17 protein-coding genes and 2 pseudogenes are annotated in these 19,715 nt (G+C 41.6%); 12 read left to right on the top strand and 7 right to left on the bottom strand.

Features of this window, described 5'->3' with window-relative positions:
- Positions 1-19 precede the first annotated feature (19 nt).
- The 7 genes from sfsA (at position 20) to panC (ending at position 6,397) form a co-directional block, all read left to right on the top strand.
- Positions 20-730 (top strand): DNA/RNA nuclease SfsA, encoded by a 711-nt coding sequence (gene sfsA / locus HGO23_RS04855; protein ID WP_099136111.1) that lies wholly within the window; start codon positions 20-22, stop codon positions 728-730.
- 193 nt (positions 731-923) lie between these two features.
- A complete protein-coding gene (gene dksA / locus HGO23_RS04850; protein ID WP_099136112.1) occupies positions 924-1,379 on the top strand; it encodes an RNA polymerase-binding protein DksA in 456 nt (151 codons plus the stop codon).
- A 57-nt stretch (positions 1,380-1,436) separates the two neighbouring features.
- The gene (gene gluQRS / locus HGO23_RS04845) at positions 1,437-2,357 is read left to right on the top strand and encodes a tRNA glutamyl-Q(34) synthetase GluQRS (RefSeq protein ID WP_099136113.1); all 921 of its coding nucleotides are present in this window, start codon (positions 1,437-1,439) and stop codon (positions 2,355-2,357) included.
- A 292-nt stretch (positions 2,358-2,649) separates the two neighbouring features.
- A complete protein-coding gene (pcnB, locus tag HGO23_RS04840; protein ID WP_209028160.1) occupies positions 2,650-4,008 on the top strand; it encodes a polynucleotide adenylyltransferase PcnB in 1,359 nt (452 codons plus the stop codon).
- A 20-nt stretch (positions 4,009-4,028) separates the two neighbouring features.
- Complete coding sequence (folK, locus tag HGO23_RS04835) at positions 4,029-4,511, top strand: 2-amino-4-hydroxy-6-hydroxymethyldihydropteridine diphosphokinase (RefSeq protein ID WP_099136126.1); 483 nt, start codon at positions 4,029-4,031, stop codon at positions 4,509-4,511.
- A 162-nt stretch (positions 4,512-4,673) separates the two neighbouring features.
- On the top strand, positions 4,674-5,465 hold the full coding sequence (gene panB / locus HGO23_RS04830) for a 3-methyl-2-oxobutanoate hydroxymethyltransferase (RefSeq protein WP_209028159.1): 792 nt from the start codon (positions 4,674-4,676) through the stop codon (positions 5,463-5,465).
- Between the two features lie 74 nt (positions 5,466-5,539).
- Positions 5,540-6,397, top strand: coding sequence for a pantoate--beta-alanine ligase (gene panC, locus HGO23_RS04825; protein WP_099136116.1), 858 nt, complete (start codon positions 5,540-5,542; stop codon positions 6,395-6,397).
- 145 nt (positions 6,398-6,542) lie between these two features.
- Here the strand turns inward: panC and HGO23_RS04820 are convergent.
- From HGO23_RS04820 to HGO23_RS04810, 3 genes and pseudogenes are all read right to left on the bottom strand, one after another.
- Positions 6,543-6,728, bottom strand: a pseudogene (locus HGO23_RS04820) (hypothetical protein); the annotation flags it as partial.
- Between the two features lie 50 nt (positions 6,729-6,778).
- A complete protein-coding gene (gene sfnG, locus HGO23_RS04815; RefSeq protein ID WP_209028158.1) occupies positions 6,779-7,879 on the bottom strand; it encodes a dimethylsulfone monooxygenase SfnG in 1,101 nt (366 codons plus the stop codon).
- 96 nt (positions 7,880-7,975) lie between these two features.
- A pseudogene (locus HGO23_RS04810) lies at positions 7,976-8,671 on the bottom strand (LLM class flavin-dependent oxidoreductase); the annotation flags it as partial.
- Between the two features lie 382 nt (positions 8,672-9,053).
- On the opposite strand from HGO23_RS04810, the gene HGO23_RS04805 reads away from it, so the two are divergent.
- Both HGO23_RS04805 and HGO23_RS04800 read left to right on the top strand, forming a co-directional pair.
- Positions 9,054-9,482: an MBL fold metallo-hydrolase gene (locus tag HGO23_RS04805; protein WP_099136119.1), complete on the top strand. Its 429-nt coding sequence runs from the start codon at positions 9,054-9,056 to the stop codon at positions 9,480-9,482.
- Between the two features lie 20 nt (positions 9,483-9,502).
- Positions 9,503-9,757: an MBL fold metallo-hydrolase gene (locus HGO23_RS04800; RefSeq protein WP_099136120.1), complete on the top strand. Its 255-nt coding sequence runs from the start codon at positions 9,503-9,505 to the stop codon at positions 9,755-9,757.
- A 78-nt stretch (positions 9,758-9,835) separates the two neighbouring features.
- Here the strand turns inward: HGO23_RS04800 and budA are convergent, their stop codons facing one another.
- Positions 9,836-10,534: an acetolactate decarboxylase gene (gene budA / locus HGO23_RS04795; protein WP_209028157.1), complete on the bottom strand. Its 699-nt coding sequence runs from the start codon at positions 10,532-10,534 to the stop codon at positions 9,836-9,838.
- Positions 10,535-11,081: 547 nt separating this feature from the next.
- Between budA and HGO23_RS04790 the strand changes: the two genes are divergently transcribed.
- Positions 11,082-12,692, top strand: a complete 1,611-nt coding sequence (locus HGO23_RS04790; RefSeq protein ID WP_209028156.1) for a cyclic peptide export ABC transporter — start codon at positions 11,082-11,084, stop codon at positions 12,690-12,692.
- 61 nt (positions 12,693-12,753) lie between these two features.
- Here the strand turns inward: HGO23_RS04790 and HGO23_RS04785 are convergent, their stop codons facing one another.
- Positions 12,754-13,638: an IS982 family transposase gene (locus tag HGO23_RS04785; protein WP_209028155.1), complete on the bottom strand. Its 885-nt coding sequence runs from the start codon at positions 13,636-13,638 to the stop codon at positions 12,754-12,756.
- A gap of 111 nt (positions 13,639-13,749) precedes the next feature.
- Between HGO23_RS04785 and HGO23_RS04780 the strand changes: the two genes are divergently transcribed.
- The gene (locus HGO23_RS04780; protein WP_209028154.1) at positions 13,750-14,463 is read left to right on the top strand and encodes a GNAT family N-acetyltransferase; all 714 of its coding nucleotides are present in this window, start codon (positions 13,750-13,752) and stop codon (positions 14,461-14,463) included.
- Positions 14,464-14,879: 416 nt separating this feature from the next.
- On the opposite strand, the gene HGO23_RS04775 is transcribed toward HGO23_RS04780, so the two are convergent.
- A protein-coding gene (locus tag HGO23_RS04775; protein WP_209028153.1) for an IS1 family transposase occupies positions 14,880-15,592 on the bottom strand; the annotation gives its coding sequence in 2 pieces (ribosomal slippage) (positions 14,880-15,346 and positions 15,346-15,592; 714 coding nt in all).
- 321 nt (positions 15,593-15,913) lie between these two features.
- Positions 15,914-16,432: a single-stranded DNA-binding protein gene (locus HGO23_RS04770; protein WP_099137186.1), complete on the bottom strand. Its 519-nt coding sequence runs from the start codon at positions 16,430-16,432 to the stop codon at positions 15,914-15,916.
- A gap of 313 nt (positions 16,433-16,745) precedes the next feature.
- Between HGO23_RS04770 and uvrA the strand changes: the two genes are divergently transcribed.
- On the top strand, positions 16,746-19,577 hold the full coding sequence (gene uvrA, locus HGO23_RS04765; RefSeq protein WP_209028152.1) for an excinuclease ABC subunit UvrA: 2,832 nt from the start codon (positions 16,746-16,748) through the stop codon (positions 19,575-19,577).
- The last annotated feature ends 138 nt before the right edge of the window (positions 19,578-19,715 follow it).

Here is a 19,715-nt window from a genome sequence, read left to right as displayed (position 1 = left end):
TAGTTATAAAGGAAAGTTTATGGAATTTTCGCCACCATTGAAGCCTGCTACATTAATTCGTCGCTATAAACGTTTTCTGGCTGATGTTCTCACTCCAGAAGGTGAAACGCTCACTATACACTGTGCCAATACCGGCGCGATGACAGGCTGCGCAACACCCGGAGATACTGTTTGGTATTCCACATCAGACAATCCCAAGCGTAAATATCCCAATAGCTGGGAGCTGACACAAACCCAAAACGGGCATTGGATTTGTGTGAATACACTGCGGGCTAATGATCTGATTTATCAGTCTATTGGAAAAAATCTAATTTCAGAATTATCCGGCTACGAAAAAATCAGCCGCGAAGTGAGATATGGAAAAGAGAAAAGCAGGATAGATTTATTGTTAGAGTCAAAACAAAAAGTTAATTGCTATATTGAAGTAAAATCGGTCACCTTATTACAAGGCAATATAGGATATTTCCCTGATGCAGTGACAATTCGTGGGCAAAAACATTTACGTGAACTATCATTGATAACGCAACAGGGACAGCGTGCTGTCCTGTGCTTTGCTGTTTTACATTCCGGTATCAGTCAAGTGACAGCAGCAAAACATATTGACCACGATTATGCTTTTCTTTTGGAACAAGCATGCAATTTAGGGGTCGAAGTAATTTGTTACGGGGCCAGCATGACAGAAAACAGGATGGTTCTAAGTCACAAATTACCTTTTGTATCAATGGGATAATTTGTAAACAGATCATGCTGATGAGGTAAGTTTTGCAGCATATTTAGGCAGTAAACACGGCTGCCTTCACACCATTGCAAAACTAATGGTAGGAATAATTGCCAACCTCGCAGTCATCTGCTATTTATAGCGGCCTATTTTTTCCCCCTACTGTTGGGGGTCGTTTGATAGTGCGTGTGTAAGGAGAAGCATTATGCAAAAAGGGCAAAAACGTAAAACCTCGTCCTTGAGCATTCTCGCCATCGCTGGGGTAGAACCTTACCAGGAAAAGCCAGGCGAAGAATACATGAACGATGCCCAGTTAACGCATTTCAAGCTGATTCTGGAAGCATGGCGCAATCAACTCAGGGATGAAGTAGACCGTACTGTATCTCATATGCAAGATGAGGCAGCGAACTTCCCTGATCCGGTTGACCGTGCGGCGCAAGAAGAAGAATTCAGTCTTGAATTACGTAATCGGGATCGTGAACGTAAGTTGATCAAGAAGATCGAGAAAACGCTGAAGAAAGTCGAAGATGATGATTTCGGCTACTGTGAATCCTGTGGGGTTGAAATCGGCATTCGTCGTTTAGAAGCTCGCCCTACAGCTGATTTATGTATTGACTGTAAAACGTTAGCTGAAATTCGCGAAAAGCAAATGGCTGGCTAACCGATGGGTTGAGTACGGCGCTGAAAGGCGCCGTATGCTCCCTTAACTGATCCTGACATGACTCAATCCGAATCCGAACATTTTCTATTGTATAAACATTCTCCGTTGTATATTGGGCGTTTTGCGCCATCCCCATCTGGCGATCTCCATTTTGGTTCTCTGGTGACAGCACTGGGCAGTTACTTACAGGCACGTGCTTACCAAGGAAAATGGCTGATGCGTATTGATGACATCGATCCTCCACGGGAAGTTCCCGGCTCAGCAAGTCGGATATTGCAAGCATTAGAGCACTACGGCCTTTACTGGGACGGAGAAGTATTGTACCAATCCCAACGCCACGAAGCTTACCGAGCGATACTTGAGCAGCTACTACAACAGGGAAATAGTTATTACTGTACCTGTACCCGCCAGCGCATTCAGCATTTGGGCGGATTTTATGATGGCTACTGCCAGCATTTGCACCTGCCAGCCCATAATGCCGCCATTCGCCTGCAACAACAGTCTCCTGTTTATAGTTTTTACGACAAATTGCAGGGAAATATCACCGTATCTGCAAAAATGGCTGAAGAAGATTTCATTATTTATCGCAAAGATGGTCTATTTGCCTATAATCTTGTCGTTGTTATTGACGATAACTATCAAGACATCACTGAAATTGTCAGAGGAGCAGATTTGATCGAACCTACAGTTCGTCAAATATCTTTATATCGGTATCTGAATTTTAAAACGCCAGATTATGTACATTTACCTCTTGTATTAAATAAAGAGGGAAATAAACTTTCCAAACAAAATCATGCAAAACCGATCCCTCTTGATGATCCACGTCCATTGCTTATTGATGCGTTATCATTTTTAAACCAGCCAACCATCACAGGCTGGCAAGATCTCACCACAGATCAATTATTAAAACAGGCTATCGTTGGTTGGAATATAAATCATGTTCTGCCCCAAAATATAATCAATAGACAATTTAAATAAAGTGTTGCTATTGGCACGACAAGCATTCTCAAAGAATGTTCAGTAAGTTATGATTAGCGGCTGTTTTTTGTTTTAATTTGATTCGTCACTATCGAGGTGTACCATTTTTAACCGAGTAGCAACTTTCTGCCGTAATTTACTGATCCGCGAAACCAAGATAAAACGCGAAGCACAGGCAGCCAGTGAAAGGCCAGTCACCGTATCTGACCATTCTGCTCAAACAGAGAGCAGCACTCTGCCTAAACGTCGCAGAGTGAATCGCATATCTTCATCAAATGCCGAAAACATCAAAATGAAGAAAACATCTGGAAAGGCAAAACCTTCTGCCCCCCTAATCACCGTGATCCCACGGGAACAGCACCCTATTTCACGCAAAGATATCAGTGAAAATGCATTGAAGGTTCTATACCGCCTGAATAAATCTGGTTTTGAGGCTTATTTGGTAGGCGGCGGTGTACGTGACTTATTACTGCACAAAAAACCGAAAGATTTCGATATTGCCACCAACGCAACACCAGAGCAAGTACGTAAGTTATTCCGTAACTGCCGCCTTGTTGGTCGCCGTTTTCGCCTTGCCCACATTATGTTTGGGCCAGATGTGATTGAAGTTGCCACATTCCGTGGGTCACATGAACAAACTGAATGCAATGACCGCAATCAGTCACACAAAGCGCAAAGTGGAATGTTACTGCGTGACAATATCTTTGGTTCAGTGGAAGAAGACGCCGCTCGCCGCGATTTCACTATCAATAGCCTCTATTACGGTATTGAAGATTTCGCACTGCGGGATTATGTCGGTGGAATGGCCGATCTGGAAGAAGGTATCATTCGCCTGATTGGTGATCCGGAAACCCGCTATCGCGAAGATCCGGTACGGATGCTGCGTGCCGTCCGTTTCGCCAGCAAGCTAAACATGACTATCGAAGAGACCACTGCCGAACCTATCCTACATCTTGCATTTCTGTTGAAAGAGATCCCACCAGCCCGTCTATTTGATGAATCTCTGAAACTACTACAGGCAGGACACGGTCACAGTACTTATAAGCTACTGCGTGAATACCAGCTATTTGAACCATTATTCCCGCTAATCCAACGTGGATTCACCCAACGCGGTGACTCAGCAATGGAAAAATTGTTGGAGCAGGTATTAAAAAATACCGATTATCGCCTCCAGAATGACAAACGGGTCAATCCTGCTTTCTTATTTGCGGCAATATTATGGTATCCACTGATTGAACATGCGGAAAAACTGACGCAGGAAGGGGGATTACAGTATTACGATGCCTTTGCTCTGGCGATGAATGATATTCTTGATGAACAGTGCCGTTCAATTGCCATTCCAAAACGCCATACCACAACTATGCGTGATATTTGGCTATTGCAGCTTCGCCTACCGCGCCGTCAGGGGAAACGAGCAAATAAATTGATGGAGCATCCAAAATTCCGTGCTGCTTTTGATTTATTGGAATTACGCGCCAGCATTGAACCACGTCATGAACTGAAAGAACTGGTGCACTGGTGGATAGAATTCCAACAATCGACACCTTCACAACAGCGGGGCATGATCTCTGAGCTTGGCAGTGAGCCTGTTCGTCGCAGAACGCGCCAGCACCGTGGTGGTATTAATCGTCCTCGCTATAACAGGAATTAACAGGAATCATGTTTAATATCATGACCCGGGTTTATATCGCTATTGGCAGTAATCAGGCGGATCCTTTGCAGCAAGTTGATAATGCACTTACTGCCCTGGAAACCATCCCTGACACGACTTTTATTGCACGCTCCTCATTTTATCGAACTAAACCGATGGGGCCACAGGATCAGCCAGATTATCTCAATCTGGCTGTTGCATTGGATACTCACTTACCACCAGAAACATTACTTGATCACACTCAGGCGATAGAGCTGGCTCAAGGCCGTATCCGCAAAGACGAACGTTGGGGGCCGAGAACACTTGATTTGGATATCATGTTATTCGGTGATCAAGTGATTAATACTGAACGCCTGACTATTCCCCACTACGGTTTAAAACAACGCGAATTTATGCTTTATCCGCTTGCAGAAATTGCACCGGATCTCGTGTTTCCTGATAAAGAAACATTGGCAGAACGATTAAAACATGTTCCAGAAAATGGCCTGACGTTTTGGTTGTAGCGCAGTAGTTTTATGAAGGAAAAGTAACACAACATCTCATACAGCCGTGGCCGATTTCTGGATAATCTGAGCCTGTTTCATCAGGTATCGCCTTTGATACCCGAATGAACCAAGCTCTATACCCAAAAAAGACAAAGGGTATAACTATTCAGGAGATAATTAATGAAACCAATATCTCTGGCTGACCTGAGCCAGTTAAAAAAAGAGAAACGTAAGTTTGCTACAATTACGGCTTACGATGCTAGCTTCGCTCACCTGTTTGCTGCCCAAGGCATCAATGTCATGCTTATTGGCGATTCACTCGGCATGACCGTGCAAGGGTTTGATTCTACCTTACCGGTTACAGTTGAAGATATTGCCTACCATACCCGAAGCGTCCGCTCTGGTGCTCCCCATGCTTTTCTGATCGCCGATATGCCTTTCATGAGTTATGCCACTCCAGAGCAAGCCTGCAATAATGCCGCTGTTTTAATGCGTTCAGGCGCTAATATGGTTAAAATTGAAGGTGGAAGCTGGCTGTGCGAGACAGTAAAAATGCTGACTGACCGTTCTGTTCCCGTTTGTGGGCATCTGGGGCTGACACCACAAGCCGTTAACATATTAGGGGGCTACAAAGTACAGGGACGTGATGAGCCCACAGCTCAACAATTAATTAACGATGCTATTGCCTTAGAAAAAGCGGGAATGCAGTTATTGGTGCTGGAATGTGTACCAACAGAACTGGCGCGGAAAGTGACCAAAGCGCTGGAAATCCCGGTTATTGGCATTGGTGCGGGCAATCAAACTGATGGTCAGATCCTCGTCATGCATGATGCTTTAGGCATTACCGCGAAACCACCGAAATTTGCCAAAGATTTTCTCAAAGAGACTGGCAACATAAGGGATGCCATCAACCTGTACATCAAACAGGTGGAAAACGGCACTTACCCCGATCAAGCACATTCATTCAACTAATTATATACCCTATGGATTTCAAGAAAGACGACGGGTATACCCAGCATGACGGCCAATTATAAAGGAGTAGAGCAATGCTGATTACAGAAACAATCCCCATTTTACGCCGTGAACTCCGTCGTTGGCGCCAGGCCGGAAAACGAATTGCCTTTGTGCCTACGATGGGCAATCTGCATGATGGTCATATGGCTCTGGTTGATACCGCCAAAGCTCAGGCTGACGTAGTGATTGTGAGCATTTTTGTCAATCCAATGCAATTTGATCGCGAAGATGACTTAATCAACTACCCGCGAACTCTACAGGAAGATTGCGAAAAACTGAGTCGCCACAATGTTGAGATAGTTTTTGCTCCTAATGCCAACGAAATGTACCCGAACGGCTTAAACGGCAAACAGACTTTTGTTGAAGTACCTGAACTCTCTTATATGCTTGAAGGTACAAGTCGGCCGGGGCATTTCCGCGGAGTCACCACGGTTGTCAGCAAACTGTTCAACCTGATCCAGCCTGATCTGGTTTATTTCGGTGAAAAAGATTTTCAACAGTTGCAGGTTATCCGAAAAATGATTGCTGATATGGCTTATGATATCACTTTGGTTTCCGTACCTATCGTCCGTGATAAAAATGGGCTGGCACTCAGTTCACGCAACAATCTCCTGTCTCCAGAAGAGAAAAAATTAGCGCCACGATTAAACCAAGTTATGCAATATGCGGCTGAAAGGTTGAGAAATGGTGAACGGGATATTGAACAGTTGCTTGAAATAATATCCACTCATCTACGCGAAGAAGGTTTTATGCCGGATGAGATATTTATTCGTGATGCAGAAAATCTGAAACCTTTAACATCACAGAGCAAAAAGGCTGTGATCCTGATGGCGGCATGGTTAGGGAAAACACGCCTGATTGATAATCAGCAGGTTGACTTAACTGCGTGATTTTATCCTGGGGATGTGAACCACTACATGATCCACATCCCCGTGAAAAAACATATTGCCTGTGCAGGTAAATGTTCGCAGCGCCACTTGGTCTCTTGATAATACCTCAACAACTTCGCCTTAAAACCTCCTCAATCCATGTTAATTAATCAGGGTAACTCAGAGCCTTACTGCTTGATAAAGCAGAAGATTGGGTAAATTCAGAAAGGTGCAGAGTATGCAGTATTTCACCGACAACAGTCACTGCATGTTCTGCCACCTGCGGCAACCTCATCAACTCACCGAAACGGCCACGTGCAGCAGGGCCAACCACCAACAGCGTTGGGTTACTGACGATACCAGTTATCAAAATCTCCTTCTTCCATATCACTGAGCTGCACTTCATGCTCTTAACTCCGATATTAACTGTTGTTCAAGTACCCGGACACGAGGGATAATCTCCCGTCCAAAGAATTCAACCTCCTCCTGACAATGGAGAAATCCCAGCAACAATAGATCCACACCCACTCTCTTATAGTCGATAATCCGTTCAGCTATTTGTTGCGGTGTACCAATCAGCTTCGGTTTAAAGCCATCATTGTACTGTACCAAATCATCAAAGCTGGATTTCGCCCAGTTCCCTTCTTTTTCTGGTGAAGCCAAGCCCGCATTCTGTGTCTCATGCTGAAAACCTTTCACTGCTTCCACATCAGCGTGATCAATGATCTCTTGCAGCACCTGCTGTGCCTGTTGCTCACTGTCTCTGGCAATCACAAACGCATTCATACCAATTTTTACTGAGCGATCATTTTGCCGGGATTTAACCTGAATATCTTCGATCTGCTGACTCACGCCTTCTACGCTATTACCGTTAGTGAAGTACCAGTCAGAAACCCGTGCAGCCATGTCCCGTGCGGCACGTGAGCTACCTCCCTGAAAAATTTCCGGCTGTGGATGAAGAGGTTTCGGTTTTAAGCTGTAATTCCGAAAACGATAAAAATCTCCGGCAAAAGTGAACTGTTCTTTCTGCCAGATCCCCCGCAGACAGCGAATAAATTCCTCAGAGCGTAAATAGCGCTCTTCATGATCGAGCCAGGGTTCACCAATGGCTTTAAACTCACCACGAAACCAACCACTGACAATGTTCACGGCAATACGTGCATCGGAAAGGTGGCTGATAGTAGCTATCTGCTTGGCAGCCAGTGCAGGATTCCAAGGACCGGGCAATAACGCCGCAATGACTTTCAACTTTTCAGTTGCCGCCAGCAAATCCTGAGAAAAAGTCACGGATTCGTGCTGATTTTCGGCGCCATATCCGGCAGTAAAACGAATTTGTGTCAAAGCATAATCAAATCCGGCGTGTTCGGCGATCTGTGCTAACCGCCGATTATATAGTGCATCCCACTGAGTGCGCTGAGGAATTTTACTGACTACCAAGCCGCCAGAAACATTGGGCACCCAATAAGCAAATTGTAATGGAGAGGGATAATGTGCTGTTGTCATGATTGGTTCTATGAAGCGTCCCGTTTGCAAAACAATGCCGTCACTTATACAAACAATACCATTGCCTCAGCAACCTTTCAGCCTTAGTTTCACGAACATAATATGCAGGCGAATACCATATTCCAGCGTCCGGCCTTGTTGTTGGGCACGTTCACGCACTTGTTGCAGTTTTTCGGCAACTTGTGCTGGTGGCTCTCCCCAAGTCAGATAGGTATCTACCTGACGAGCAGCCACATCAAGAGCATCTTCAGAAGAACCGCCAAAATAGAGTGGAGGGCCATTTTTCTGAACCGATGGAAACAATAACTCAGACCCTTCCACCTGTAAATATTTACCTTGATAATTCACTTTTTCACCCGCCAATAGACGCGAATAAATATCAAGAAATTCACTGGTAAGCTGATAACGTTCAGCATGGCTGAGAAAAATACCATCACCTTTATTTTCCACCGGATCTCCACCAGTCACTATGTTAATGAGCAACCTTCTTTCCGAAAGTCTGTCCAGCGTCGTTGTCATTCTTGCCGCCAGTGACGGTGGTTGCAAGCCTGGCCGCACCGCTACCAGAAAGCGCAAATTACGGGTGACTGATACCAAAGCAGAAGCAACCAGCTACGGATCTTCACAGCCTCTTCCCGTCGGGATCAAAACACCGTGATAACCAAGGCTGTCAGCAGCCAGTGCAATTTGTTGCAGGTAGGGAAGATCGACGGCTCGTCCACCTTTGGTTGTACCTAAATAACGTCCTTCACCATGTGGATGCCTTTCACTGACAGAGTACCCGCTACGCAACCCAAATGTATATTAGGAGAAAAAGGAGCAGGACCGAGGATTTTATTGTAATAAGAATAATCCACTATTTCGACACCAATTCAAATTAATCTGGCAATTTCATTTTATGAGACTACAAAAAAATAAATCAGGGTTGCTTCTGAAAATCACTTATTAAAATTAATTTAATCCTTTTTAAGGGAGGCAGATATTTTTTGACACTATAATATCGTGTTATCTGTTTTTTATCTTATATCATTCAGCCTATTATTAATTTATCAACATTTAAATCTGTGTTCGGCCTATTTTTCATCAATTAATTTATTTTTAATAACACTGATAAATTATAGTTATTTTATTTCCTTAACTTTCTGGAATATTTAATGAAAAATATTTTTAAGAAATCATATCTTGCTATTACATTGACACTCGCAGGTATTATAGCAACTTCTACAATGTCCACTGCTTTGGTCCCACCGCGGGAAATATCATTAATAATATCCATGCTGCGGGTTATCAACCAGAAGAAGTAAAAGCCACATTACTGACACATATGCACCCAGACCATACTTGTGGCATTACTTCACTGGAAGGTAAAGCCATATTCCCAAATGCGACCGTATATATTTCTGAGGCAGAAAATAATTTCAGGTTGAACCCTCAGCTTGTAGCTTCAATTTCAGAAAAAAATCAGTCATTCGCTAACATGGTTCAGAAAGCTGTTGCACCGTATATTGCTGCAAAGGCATTTCGTATTTTTAAAAGTGGAGAAGAGATTATTTCCGGCATCAAAGCAATATCCACTTTTGGTCATACACCCGGTCATACTTGATACATTCAGGCAAAAGTCACATGCTGATTTTGGGTGATATCGTACATTTTTATGCGGTACAACTGGCACATCCAAAAATTTCTATTGAATTTGATGTGGATAACAATAAAGCCATTGAAGCACGTAAATCTATTTTCGAAAAAGCCTCACATCATCAATGGGTAATTGACGGTGCCCATTTACCCTTCCCTGGTATCGGACATATTCGTAAAGAGGAACAGGGATATAATTGGGTTCCGGTGGAATATTCAAGCCTCTTAAAAACAAGTAACTGATGTCCAGTGCGGGGATTGAAGTTGCTCTTTCCCTGCCTTAAGTGAGAATAAAAAATATCATTTTTCTACAGTTCATTATCATCCTTCAGATTTTTTAATAACATCATCCAGGTTATTGATTTTTAGGTCAGCATTAAGATATTCACTATTATCTGGCAGATGGATATTTATATCTTGTTTTAACTCATAACTTAAAAGACCATTATGTAACTCAAAATCAAGAACGTGCCCGCCATTTGTCCGGGTTTCATCAATAAAATGAATATGAAACCCTGCAACAGAAACACCGTGAAAGATATCTGGTGTCCAAAACCCAACCATCACACCGCAGATATCATGCAATGTCTCTTCGGATTGCTCTGTAACTGCTTCAATAAAGGGTTTTTCCTGGTAATTCATACGGCGAAACCAGATATTTTTAAAATTCCCTTCAATCTTTATCGCAGCAAAAATATTATCAATATTTACCTGAGTGGATAATTCGGAATAAAGAGATTTTTTGTTGATATTCGAAACGGGAAACTGTTCATTAGGATTGAAATATGTCAACTGTGCGAATGGCAACTGCTCGTGATCACAGAACCGACGCACATTACCCACCCCCTGAATTTCAAAAAAAGTATCATCCAGTGCAATCATTTCACCTGCGAGTGCATGTAAGTAGCCAATACCAAATGAGCCACCTTGACTGATTTCCGATACTGTAAACATTCCATCAAAAACGCCCGACATCAAAGCATGTATGGTGGAATACTGATTTATTATTCGGCTATTCATATGCCCTCTCTTACTACTTGCTGTATATGCTGAAATTTTAAATCTATTGGATAGATTAGATATATCAAATGAATATTTCAGATTTTTTACTGCATAATGAATTAATATCGCTAGCCATTAGTCATTGTCAAGACAATTATATTTTCTACTAGCAATTTTAATTCCTTCCCACACCAATCATTAATATATCAAATAAGTGTATTTTATCTTCATACTTTATATTTATTAATTAATGAAATTTAAATCACATTCTACTTTAAAGGAGATATATCTTATCAATTTAACTAATAATTCTTGATGACACATCAACTCATTTTTAATCTTATTCATCTTGAATAGCCACTTAAATAATTAATAAAAATTAACATTTAAATTTAGAAAAATAAAAAAATAATATTTCGTCGGAATGTACATTGTTTATTAAATGGTTTTGGTATTCTGCACTTTAAGTTGTGTTCAGCTGTGGAATGAAATCTAATTAGGAAAAACTTGATTCTTTATATTGATATTACTATTAATAGTGCACTAATAATGAGAATGGATTATTATGAATTTAATTAGGTATCTTTGTGCTTACTCTTTGAAATTACTGTGCTTTTCTATGGTAAGCGCATTAGTCGCTGGAGGTGCTGCAGCCTCACTGGTTGGTCTGGTGAGCAAAGCAATTGAGTCTCCTGGTTACTCTATTTCATATGTTTTTTTTATATTATGTTTAGTCTATTTTTTTAGTAAAGCTGCTGCAGAGATTGCGTTGCTACATTTGACCCAATCTGCAATATTATCACTACGTATCAGTCTTAGTAATAAACTACTGCGAACACCATTTAAAAAGCAGCAAGAGCTTGGACACCATGGTCTGTTAGCTGTTTTAACCAAAGATGTTGATGTGTTTTCAGATTCATGTAGGTCTGCGCCAATAGTATTGGGTAATACCATTCTTATTGTGGCTTGTCTTAGTTATTTGGCCTGGGTCTCTTGGGTGCTATTTTTGGTGCTGACAGTGTGTTTCGGCACACTGATGTATGGATTTCACATTTTAGAGAAAAAACCCTCTCAAATGCTGGACAAGGTCAGAGAGCAGGTTGATGGTATTTATCTTAATTTTCAGAATTTTATAAGTGGAGGTAAGGAGCTTCAGTTAAATACTCATCGTGGTAAATTATTTGTTAATCAAGTTATTATGCATGGCGCTGAGAATTTAAGAAAAATATTTATAAAGGGTCATACCAGATGGGCATGGTTAATAAATTCAGCAGATACTATGTTTTACGTAATAATTGGTTTTATGGTTTTTGTGGTACCCATTTGGTGGCCATCTGAACCAAGTGTTCTTGTCACGGTAGTCTTGGTTATGCTCTTTTTAGTTGGCCCTATTGGTGAAGTTATGGGAGCTATACCCGAGTTACGTATGGCAGAAGTATCCTTGAAAAGAATGAGGCAGCTAGATAAATATTTGCAGGAATCTCAGATTGTATATTCTGATAAGCCTAATCCTTTCTTAGAAGTAAATGAAAATAAGGTATTACTTGAATTACAAGATGTTGTTCATCACTATTCGAGTGATAAGGACGATAGCCAATTCACTCTTGGGCCATTAAATCTTAAAATACACCATGAAGAGATTGTTTTTATCATAGGAGGTAATGGCAGCGGTAAAACCACTTTGGCAATGTTGTTGGTTGGTTTGTTTCAATGTGATTCAGGCTCTGTTGTATTAAATGGTGTATCAATGAACTCTTCTAACAATGAGTATTATCGACAATTTTTCTCTGCTGTTTTTTCTGATTTTCACTTGTTTGAAGAATTACTCACTGTAGATTCACATATTACTGATAAAGCCACTCACTACATTCAGAAATTGGGCATGGATCATAAAGTAAAAGTAGTAGATGGAAAATTCTCTACCATAAATATATCTACTGGTCAGCGTAAAAGATTAGCTTTAGTATCTGCTTATTTAGGGGATCGTCCTGTTTATATCTTTGATGAATGGGCGGCAGATCAAGACCCGGTTTTTAAAAAGGTGTTTTATACAGAATTATTACCTGAATTGAAGGCGCGTGGCAAAACCGTTATTGTTATTACTCATGATGACTCTTATTTTGGAGTGGCAGATAGAGTAGTGAAGATAGAAGATGGATATATAAAGGATATCTAAATCCCTACAGGATTCGATAAAACTTATTATTTTATTGTTTTTTAATTAACCCGAATTCTGTTTAAGCTGTCATTGAAAAATCGTTTTCCGAATAGAAAATGTTCAGTGATGGCTTTTTCCATTTAAGGCAGTAAGCAATCAGCCCACCTAAAACAGTCAGCAAAAATCCGTTTACACTTCGGTGGCGCGAGTGTTCTATTTGAGAAATTATTTTTAATTGTCCATTAATCGTTTCAATGATAAAACGCCTTGATAACATTATGTTATCCCATGCAGCTTGCAGACGGGCTTTCATGTTTCGGCGCTTTTGGGTGATGAAAGTGACACCGGTTTTGCCTAAATCGTCCGCGAGCTCTTGACTGAGGTAACCTTTATCACCGTAAAGAGATCCCGTTAATTCTGTTGTTAATTCGCGAACGGGCTCCCGATCATCCACATTACCGGCAGTCACTTTAAGCGCCAGAATTTCCCCCTGATGATTGACGACCAAATGTAACTTAAAACCGTAAAACCAACCCATTGAAGTTTTTCCGCGTTGGGCTATCCCCTGAAAGACCTTATGGCGGGGAATGCGGATGTTATGGCAAACTTTCAAACTGGTGGAATCAATAAAAGCAATGCCTGTGGGTTTTCCTTTTAATTTAGTCAGATAACTGCACAGAGGAACCAAAACGGAAGGCGCGACACTGACGAAACGGGTATAACTGAGCAAGGTGGGGAAATCAGGGTGATGATATTTCCAGAGAAATTCCAAGTAGAAGGCTTTAAAGTGACGGTAATGCGACATGTGAAAGAGGATCAAAATGGTCATGATTTCACTGGGATACATATGGCCTTTCCTGCGGCGCAGGCGGTATCCATTATCAAGACAAAATTGTGTCCACTGTGGGATAAAAAAGTGGCAAAAATCATCGACATTACAGAAAACTTCAACTAAGTTATCCATGGCCTGTTCCTCCCCGGAGCTGTTTCGGCGCACACCAAAACACTGCTCCTGGAACAGGCCCCTCGTCAATTCTTTATCCAGAATTCGGGTTAAATAGGAAGAGTGAAAATTATGGAATTATTTAAGAATGAATTTGGTCAGTTAATAGGTTTCCCTGTTTCTGATTGGCATGGAGCTGATCTCCCCGATGGTAATACTCTGACTGGTGAGTATTGCCAGCTAATACCAATGGATATAAATAATCATGGGGATGAACTTTATAAGTGTTTCTGTGAGCCATTTAACTTTAGCGACTGGACTTATTTGCCTCAGCCAGCAAAGCCTTTCAAAGACAAAATGGAGTTTATTTCTTATTTGAGAAACATATCTAATGGTGTTGATCCGTATCAATTTTCTATCATTGATATCCGTTCTGGCAAGGCGGTTGGCTCTATTGCGATGATGTGGATTGATAAAGATAACGGCGTTATAGAGATTGGCTATGTGATATTTTCTAATTTTTTGAAAAAAACAAGAATGGCTACAGAGTCTGTATATTTATTAATTAAATATGCATTTGAAGATCTCGGTTATCGTCGAGTTGAGTGGAAGTGCAATAATCTAAATGAGGCATCAAAAAGAAGTGCACTACGATTCGGTTTTACATTTGAAGGTGTTTTTAGACAAGCAGCAGTAATTAAAGGGCACAATAGAGATACTGCATGGTTTTCAATGTTAGATCATGAGTTTATGAAGATTAAACCTAATTTTGAAGCTTGGTTGTCAGTTGAAAACTTTTACCCAGATGGGAAGCAAATTGCCTCGTTAGATACAAAAAAGAAGTAATTCACGCTTCACTACCAGAATTGAGTGCAGGGCGCGAGCATACTTTGATTAATATTTGAACTTAAAATATCAATATTGTTTTTTAACTCTTTTGTTTGCTAAAAGAGTGTAATGAATTGCTTTTATGATTAAATTTCACTCGATAAAAACACTATTAAAGTTGATATTTAAGAAATAATAATCCTCGAAAAGCACCTAAAATAGTGTGCTTGCGCCCTGGAATTGAGTGTCAGGCGTAGAATGAGATAAACGCGGCTATAATAGCGGAATGATACCAAACCGGATGGCAGGAATGCGGGGGAGCTTATGGAAAAAACGCTACTCCTCCGATACCCACTATGATTTCATCACGAAGGAATTGGGTTTCAAGCGCATCAATTTCAGAAGTTTCTATTTCATGTGTATTAATATCTGGGTCATGACTCCAAAGCGTTGTAATGATGTTTTTCAATATATGCACCAATCAGCTTTTCGTGGACTTCTATCGAACGTGAATAACAAATTGTTTTTCTTGCCAATCGTTTGATATGAATACGCAGATTGAGATTATGCCGCTCAATGCGTTGAGTAAAAATTTTTCCCACTAAATGCTTTTCAGACTCAATTTCTCGGGTGTAACTCCCCCAGTCATCCGTCGTGATGAAACGAATGCTAAAAGGGGTCAGTAAGTCGAGCAATTTTCGGCAGGTTGCATCGGTTCGCGGACCGAATACATGGGCTATGACCTGTTTTCTTTTTGTATCAAACGCATACCAAAGCCAATGGCGTTGTTTTTTGTTGCCCACAAAAGACCATTGTTCATCTAATTCACAGATGAGAGTCACATCTTCGTAAACGGCCTGTCTCGTTGTTACTTGTTTTGGCGAGAGTTTTTTAAAGTGCGTATTACCGTATTGATACCGACACCTAAAACGCAGCCAGTGTCTCTCACACCAGAGCCATTCATTGCCATATCAACAATTTTCTCTTTCATGTCAGGTTTATGGCCATTGTAACGATAGTTAAGTTGAAAGGTTTTCCGGCAATCCTTGCAATAATAGCGCGGGAAGCCTGCTTTACCTGTCCCGTGTTTACGTACAGGTTCGGTTTGACCGCAATATCGGCAAACAACTTCTATCTTGACAGTCACATGTGGGTTCCACTAAAAAAACACAAGAATATCAAATTAACGCTTTAGAGTCACGACCAAAATAAGTTTGGGTAATATAACGGGAGCTTACTTAAGCGATCTATGATCAAACAGTATCGCTCACCACTATCCATTAAAAATGTTGTTATTCTATAATCTATATTCATACGCACACCAAATATTTACACTTTTTCAAGGCATACAATATCCCAGAATACGTCAATTATTTTTTTACATAAAATTTATACTATAAAAACAATAATACCCTTATAAATAAGGGTATTACGTAATATTTTTTACACTTATTGTCTAAGGTAGATCCTAGAACGGAATATCATCATCAAAATCCATTGGTGGCTCATTGCTCTGCGGAGCAGGAGACTGTACCGGACGAGACGATGGCATACCGCCACCACTAAATTGCTGGGAAGCTTGTGGCTGTTGTGGCTGTCCCCAGCCGCCTTGTGCTGGTGCATCCTGTGCTGCACCACGGCTGCCCAACATCTGCATTACTCCACCGATAGGATTGACCACGACTTCAGTGGTGTAACGGTCTTGCCCATTCTGATCTTGCCATTTACGGGTCTGCAAAGCGCCTTCAATATAAACCTGAGAGCCTTTGCGCAGATATTCACCTGCGACTTCTGCCAATTTGCCGAAAATCACCACACGGTGCCACTCGGTTTTCTCTCTCATCTCACCGGTTTGCTTATCACGCCAGCTATCGGACGTTGCCAGAGTAATATTGGCAACGGCACCGCCATTCGGCATATAGCGAATTTCCGGATCCTGCCCCAAATTACCCACTAAAATAACTTTGTTTACGCCTCTGCTGGCCATTGGAATACTCCTGATGAAATGATTTCTGCTAAAAACGGACTTCTATAATTATAAGCAAAGTAGTTTATCATGCGAGGGCTAACTTTAAACTAAAACCCGTTATATTATACTTTGCGAAGCGCATCGTACTTTATATCCTTTCTCTTTCATGTTGTTCTACCCTTATCGGCTACACAACAACTGAAAGTGCTTGATATACACTGTAACTATTACAGCATGAATCTCTGTTATTACTGTATATCCATTCAGGATAGTTTGTGCAATAATAATGCGTTTTTTAGTTGAGCACGATAAATAATCTGGGTAATGGTAAATGGATAACATCGAAGTTCGGGGCGCCCGCACCCATAATCTCAAAAATATCAACCTGATAATTCCCCGTGACAAACTGATAGTCATTACGGGGTTGTCTGGCTCCGGTAAGTCTTCTCTGGCTTTCGATACACTGTACGCAGAAGGCCAGCGTCGCTATGTAGAGTCACTCTCTGCATATGCCCGCCAGTTTTTATCACTGATGGAAAAACCGGATGTCGACCATATTGAAGGCCTGTCTCCCGCCATTTCCATTGAACAGAAATCAACTTCTCATAACCCGCGTTCAACCGTCGGTACAATCACAGAAATTCACGATTATCTCCGTCTGCTGTTTGCCCGTGTCGGCGAGCCTCGTTGTTCCGAACATGATATTCCACTGGCCGCACAAACCATTAGTCAGATGGTAGATAATGTTCTCACATTACCGGAAGGGCAACGTTTGATGTTATTAGCTCCGGTAGTCAAGGAGCGTAAAGGAGAACATTCCAAGCTATTGGAAAATCTGGCTACGCAAGGTTATATCCGCGCCCGTATTGATGGTGAAGTGTGTGATCTTTCCGATCCACCCAAATTAGAATTGCAGAAAAAACATACGATTGAAGTTGTCATTGACCGCTTCAAAGTACGCCCGGATCTGGCTCAGCGTCTGGCCGAATCTTTCGAAACCGCTTTAGAGCTTTCCGGTGGTACGGCTGTCATTGCCAATATGGATGATGTTCAGGCTGAAGAGTTGATCTTCTCTGCCAATTTCGCTTGTCCAATGTGTGGTTACAGTATGAGCGAGTTGGAACCACGCTTATTTTCCTTCAACAACCCGGCAGGTGCCTGTTCTACTTGTGATGGTTTAGGGGTTCAACAGTTTTTCGATCCTGACCGGGTGGTGCAAAATAGCAGTATTTCTCTCGCAGGTGGCGCTATTCGTGGATGGGATCGCCGTAATTTCTATTACTTCCAGATACTGAAATCTCTGGCAGACCATTATAAATTCGATATAGAAACACCATTCGATGAATTAAGTCCTGCCATTAAAAAAGCAATTTTGTATGGCTCAGGTAAGGAATCTATCGAATTCAAATATACCAATGATCGTGGGGATGCAACTGTCCGTAATCACCCATTCGAAGGTGTTCTGCATAATATGGAACGCCGCTATAAAGAAACAGAATCTTCCGCTGTACGGGAAGAATTAGCCAAATATATTAGTAATCGTTCCTGTATTTCGTGTGAAGGAACCCGTCTGCGCAAAGAAGCGCGTTTTGTTTTTATCGAAAATACCACACTGCCACAGATTTCTGATTTCAGCATCGGTCATGCGATGGAGTTTTTCCAAAACATCAAATTGAACGGGCAACGAGCCAAAATTGCTGAAAAAGTTCTGAAAGAGATCCGTGATCGTCTGAAGTTTCTGGTCAATGTTGGTTTAAATTACCTGACACTTTCCCGTTCAGCAGAAACCCTTTCCGGTGGTGAAGCCCAGCGTATCCGGTTAGCAAGCCAAATTGGTGCAGGTCTGGTTGGCGTGATGTATGTTCTGGATGAACCTTCCATTGGTCTCCACCAGCGTGATAATGAACGTTTGCTGGAAACCTTACTGCATCTGCGTAATTTAGGTAATACTGTTATTGTTGTTGAACATGATGAGGATGCTATTCGCGCCGCTGATCATATTATTGATATTGGGCCGGGAGCGGGTGTTCATGGCGGTAAAGTCGTTGCCGAAGGAACTATTGATGACATCATGGCAAGCCAAACGTCTCTCACAGGGAAATTTCTGAGTGGCGAACGTGAGATTACTATCCCGGGACAACGAATCGCTGCTGATCCTAGCAAGATGTTGAAGTTAATTGGTGCGAAGGGCAATAACCTGAAAAAAGTGACATTAAAACTACCTGTCGGCTTGTTCACGTGTATCACGGGGGTTTCAGGCTCCGGTAAATCGACGTTAATCAACGATACTTTATTCCCAATCGCACAACGTCAGTTAAATGGCGCAACCAATATTAATCCTGCGCCTTATGTGGATATTCAAGGCCTGGAGCATTTTGATAAGGTCATTGATATTGACCAAAGCCCGATCGGCAGAACTCCTCGCTCAAATCCCGCCACTTATACCGGTGTATTTACACCAGTGAGAGAACTGTTTGCTGGCGTACCTGAATCCCGAACACGTGGTTATACACCAGGTCGTTTTAGTTTCAATGTTAAGGGCGGACGCTGTGAAGCCTGTCAGGGGGACGGGGTAATTAAGGTGGAAATGCACTTCCTGCCTGATATTTATGTTCCCTGTGATCAGTGTAAAGGAAAGCGCTATAACCGTGAAACGTTGGAGATCAAATATAAAGGCAAGAATATCAATGAAGTGCTAAATATGACTATTGAAGAAGCCCGTAGCTTTTTTGATGCAGTACCTGCCCTTGCCCGTAAATTGCAAACGTTAATGGATGTTGGCCTTTCCTATATTCGTCTTGGACAGTCTGCCACCACACTCTCCGGTGGAGAAGCACAACGGGTCAAACTGGCGCGCGAGTTATCTAAACGTGGTACAGGTCAAACACTCTATATTCTTGATGAACCAACAACTGGATTACACTTTGCTGATATCCAACAACTGTTGTCAGTTCTACATCAATTACGGGATCAGGGAAATACCATTGTAGTGATTGAACACAATCTGGATGTTATCAAGACTGCGGACTGGATTGTCGATCTTGGCCCAGAAGGTGGTAGTGGTGGCGGAGATATATTAGTGGCAGGAACGCCAGAAGATGTGGCAAAATGTGAAAAATCTCATACAGCACGTTTCCTTAAGCAGATACTCAATAAAAATTAATACTATCTCATCAATAATAATCAACAAAAAGCCTCTCCGTCTGGAGAGGCTTTTTTTATTTATTAAATTATTCTAATATTTTTTAATGCAACAAACACCTTTCTGGCTGTAATAATCAACGAAATAATCCTATTTAGA

The organism is Xenorhabdus budapestensis (assembly GCF_017743015.1).
Classification (GTDB): domain Bacteria; phylum Pseudomonadota; class Gammaproteobacteria; order Enterobacterales; family Enterobacteriaceae; genus Xenorhabdus; species Xenorhabdus budapestensis.
The sequence above is the reverse complement of the archived record's forward strand: the minus strand, read 5'-3'. Positions and strand labels throughout refer to the sequence as shown.

Bases quoted from the DNA above. Each gene is read 5' to 3' on its own strand.
- dksA (WP_099136112.1), top strand. From the start codon at position 924: ATGCAAAAAGGGCAAAAACGTAAAACCTCGTCCTTGAGCATTCTCGCC.
- sfnG (WP_209028158.1), bottom strand. From the start codon at position 7,879: ATGACAACAGCACATTATCCCTCTCCATTACAATTTGCTTATTGGGTG.
- uvrA (WP_209028152.1), top strand. From the start codon at position 16,746: ATGGATAACATCGAAGTTCGGGGCGCCCGCACCCATAATCTCAAAAAT.
- gluQRS (WP_099136113.1), top strand. From the start codon at position 1,437: ATGACTCAATCCGAATCCGAACATTTTCTATTGTATAAACATTCTCCG.
- panC (WP_099136116.1), top strand. From the start codon at position 5,540: ATGCTGATTACAGAAACAATCCCCATTTTACGCCGTGAACTCCGTCGT.
- HGO23_RS04800 (WP_099136120.1), top strand. From the start codon at position 9,503: ATGCTGATTTTGGGTGATATCGTACATTTTTATGCGGTACAACTGGCA.
- HGO23_RS04785 (WP_209028155.1), bottom strand. From the start codon at position 13,638: ATGGATAACTTAGTTGAAGTTTTCTGTAATGTCGATGATTTTTGCCAC.
- panB (WP_209028159.1), top strand. From the start codon at position 4,674: ATGAAACCAATATCTCTGGCTGACCTGAGCCAGTTAAAAAAAGAGAAA.
- folK (WP_099136126.1), top strand. From the start codon at position 4,029: ATGACCCGGGTTTATATCGCTATTGGCAGTAATCAGGCGGATCCTTTG.
- budA (WP_209028157.1), bottom strand. From the start codon at position 10,534: ATGAATAGCCGAATAATAAATCAGTATTCCACCATACATGCTTTGATG.
- HGO23_RS04770 (WP_099137186.1), bottom strand. From the start codon at position 16,432: ATGGCCAGCAGAGGCGTAAACAAAGTTATTTTAGTGGGTAATTTGGGG.
- sfsA (WP_099136111.1), top strand. From the start codon at position 20: ATGGAATTTTCGCCACCATTGAAGCCTGCTACATTAATTCGTCGCTAT.
- pcnB (WP_209028160.1), top strand. From the start codon at position 2,650: ATGAAGAAAACATCTGGAAAGGCAAAACCTTCTGCCCCCCTAATCACC.
- HGO23_RS04780 (WP_209028154.1), top strand. From the start codon at position 13,750: ATGGAATTATTTAAGAATGAATTTGGTCAGTTAATAGGTTTCCCTGTT.
- HGO23_RS04790 (WP_209028156.1), top strand. From the start codon at position 11,082: ATGAATTTAATTAGGTATCTTTGTGCTTACTCTTTGAAATTACTGTGC.